The organism is Mesorhizobium sp. M7A.F.Ca.AU.001.01.1.1 (assembly GCF_004022735.1).
In the GTDB taxonomy this organism is placed as follows: Bacteria; Pseudomonadota; Alphaproteobacteria; order Rhizobiales; family Rhizobiaceae; genus Mesorhizobium; species Mesorhizobium ciceri.
This window is the reverse complement of sequence record NZ_RZPF01000908.1, coordinates 1-2,225: the sequence shown is the minus strand read 5'-3', so window position 1 is coordinate 2,225 and position 2,225 is coordinate 1. Positions and strand designations below refer to the sequence as shown.

General features: G+C 63.6%; 3 protein-coding genes. 1 reads left to right on the top strand and 2 read right to left on the bottom strand.

Annotated elements, in window-relative coordinates; all coding sequences use genetic code 11:
• Both EN884_RS33790 and rpiA read right to left on the bottom strand, forming a co-directional pair.
• The coding region (locus EN884_RS33790; RefSeq protein ID WP_127219004.1) for a DUF2059 domain-containing protein at positions 1-479 on the bottom strand (479 nt) is incomplete at its 3' end.
• Positions 466-1,197 carry a ribose-5-phosphate isomerase RpiA gene (gene rpiA / locus EN884_RS33785; RefSeq protein WP_027036598.1) on the bottom strand — a complete coding sequence of 244 codons (732 nt, stop codon included), beginning with the start codon at positions 1,195-1,197 and terminating at the stop codon, positions 466-468. The genes rpiA and EN884_RS33790, both read right to left, overlap by 14 nt.
• A 325-nt stretch (positions 1,198-1,522) precedes the next feature.
• Here rpiA and EN884_RS33780 point away from each other — a divergent pair, with 325 nt between their 5' ends.
• Positions 1,523-2,206 carry a phosphoglycolate phosphatase gene (locus EN884_RS33780; protein ID WP_063167998.1) on the top strand — a complete coding sequence of 228 codons (684 nt, stop codon included), beginning with the start codon at positions 1,523-1,525 and terminating at the stop codon, positions 2,204-2,206.
• Positions 2,207-2,225 lie beyond the last annotated feature (19 nt).

Sequence of the window (2,225 nt, the reverse complement as noted above, 5' to 3'; positions counted from 1 at the left end):
TCGCCGACCTGCTGGGCGAGATCGCGGCCGAGGCCGTTCTGCCAGATGTCGGCTGCCTTGACCAATTCGCGGGTCACCGTCGGGCCGCTATCGAGCAGCTTCTTGCCCGAATCGGAATTGTAGAAGGCGGCGATGTCGGTCAGTTCCTTTTCGGAGAACACTTTCGCGTAGGCGAGTGCGGCTTCCTTCTCGAGGTCGGCACGGCGCGAGGCCAGCGCCAGAGCCTTCTCGTTGATGGTCTTGCCGATCAGTTCCTGCATGTCCGGGTTCTTCTGGATCAGCTGCGATTCGAGCGCCGCGGCTGCCTGCGGCAGGATGTTGTCGAACGGGTCGGTCGCGTGGATCGCAGCGACCGCCGCGCGGGCGGCCTTCAGGTGCGCTTCCGTGACATCCTGCGAAAACGCCGGCGACGAGAAGGCGAAAACGGCCGAGGCCGCCAGAAGGACGGAAAGGCTGCGAACCCGGTTATGCAACGTCATGATCGGTAGAACTCCCTGGTTTTCGGGCGGCATGGACGGTTTGGATACCGTCGCCGCCGGCGATGATGGCCGCTGAAGCCAGCCCGATGAAAAGACCATGCTCGACCACGCCCGGAATGGCGTGGAGAGCATTCGAAAGCGCTCTTGTATCCGGAATGCGGCCAAAAGATGCATCGAGGATAAAATGGCCGCCGTCTGTAACAAAAGCCTGCCCGCCCGTCATCCTCAATGTGACCGGTCCGGAAAGACCGAGCTTTTCAGCCGCCGCGGCAACCGCGATTTCAGTGGCGCGCAGGCCGAACGGATTGACTTCGATCGGCAGGGGAAAACGGCCGAGCGTCTCGACCATCTTGGAGCGGTCGGCGATGACGATCATGCGCTGGGACGCCGCGGCGACGATCTTCTCGCGCAGCAGCGCGCCGCCGCCGCCCTTGACCAGGGTCAGTTCCGGGTCGACTTCGTCGGCGCCGTCGACGGTGAGATCCAGCTCTGGCGTTTCCTCCAGCGTCGACAGCGGCACGCCAAGCTCGCGGCAGAGCAACGCGGTGCGCTCCGAAGTCGGTACGCCGATGACGGTCATGCCGGTTGCAACCTTTTCGGCAAGCAGCCGCACGAACTCCTCGGCCGTGGTGCCGGTGCCGATGCCAAGCCGCATGCCGTCGCTTACATGGGCGAGTGCTGCCCGCGCGGCTTCGACCTTCAACTGCCTTGCATCCATGTCGGTTATTGCCCCGGAAATTCGCTGCCGGGCTCGTAGCATTTTTGCCGGTCCGGTCAAAGCCCTGGACGGCGCTTCTCCAGGTGATGCTCAGTGTAGGAATTATTTCCTTGACGGGTGAGTGCAGCTATGCTACATTTTTGCCTATGGTGCTGATTTGCGCCAACAACCCGCCGTCGAAGCGGGTTTTTTCATATCGGACGGGCCCGCTGCGAATGCCCGGCCTGATAAGCAGGCCCCGCCTGAACGAGCTGGCCCAGCGCTTGCCTTGACGCGCCGCAGCCTTTATCGCCTGCCCCTGTAGAAACTTGCCCCAGGACAGACCATGACCCGACCGATCATCGTGTTCGACCTCGACGGTACGCTGATCGACACAGCGCCGGACCTGCTCGACAGCCTCAACCACAGCCTGGCCGCCAGCGAGATCGCGGCGGTCGACGAAGCCGGCTTCAGGCGCTTTGTCGGTCACGGCGGCCGGGTGATGATCGAGCGGGCGCACGCCGCCCATCAGCGATCGCTTGCCGTCGAGGAGCACGACCGGCTGCTGAAACTTTTCCTCGACCACTACACGCTCAACATCCCCGGCAAGTCACGCCCCTACCCCGGTGTCGTCGAGGCGATCGCGCGCTTCGAGGAGGCCGGCTATACCCTCGCCATCTGCACCAACAAATACGAAGCCAACTCGCTGGCGCTGATCGAGGCGCTCGGCCTGACCAAACATTTCGCGGCCATCGCGGGCCAGGACACGTTCGCCTTCCGCAAACCCGACCCGCGCCATTTGATCGAGACCATAAAGCTGGCCGGCGGCGACCCTCACCGCGCCCTGATGGTCGGCGATTCGCAAACCGACATCGACACGGCGAAAGCCGCCGGCATTCCGGTGGTGGCGGTCGATTTCGGCTACACCGACCGCCATGTGCGCGAATTCGAACCGTCGGCTGTCATTTCGCATTTCGACGCCCTGACGCTCGACCTGGCGCAAAGGCTGATTGCCGCTGCCGGAAACTGACTGGAAGGCGGCCGGAGAC